The sequence below is a fragment of the Photobacterium lucens genome, from assembly GCF_009873615.1.
Taxonomy (GTDB): Bacteria; Pseudomonadota; Gammaproteobacteria; order Enterobacterales; family Vibrionaceae; genus Photobacterium; species Photobacterium lucens.
In genome coordinates, this window is sequence record NZ_SSMG01000284.1 from 1 (window position 1) to 294 (window position 294).

Consider the following 294-nt stretch of genomic DNA (forward strand, 5'->3'; position numbering starts at 1 on the left):
TAAGTATGAACATTGTCCCGTTCGTCTAGAGGCCTAGGACACCGCCCTTTCACGGCGGTAACAGGGGTTCGACTCCCCTACGGGACGCCACTTCTCTTTGAAGTGAAAATTGGGTCGTTAGCTCAGTTGGTAGAGCAGTTGACTTTTAATCAATTGGTCGCAGGTTCGAATCCTGCACGACCCACCATCTTCTCCTCGAAGATGTAAAACATCGGAGGGCGATTAGCTCAGTTGGGAGAGCACCTCCCTTACAAGGAGGGGGTCACTGGTTCGAGCCCGGTATCGCCCACCACT

Annotated in this window: 3 tRNA genes; all 3 read left to right on the plus strand. The window is 53.1% G+C overall.

Annotated features, from left to right (window positions below):
• Window positions 1-14 precede the first annotated feature (14 nt).
• The 3 genes from E5A76_RS12295 (at window position 15) to E5A76_RS12305 (ending at window position 292) form a co-directional block, all read left to right on the plus strand.
• Window positions 15-90, plus strand: a tRNA-Glu gene (locus E5A76_RS12295).
• A gap of 21 nt (window positions 91-111) precedes the next feature.
• A tRNA-Lys gene (locus tag E5A76_RS12300) sits at window positions 112-187 on the plus strand.
• 29 nt (window positions 188-216) lie between these two features.
• A tRNA-Val gene (locus E5A76_RS12305) sits at window positions 217-292 on the plus strand.
• Window positions 293-294 lie beyond the last annotated feature (2 nt).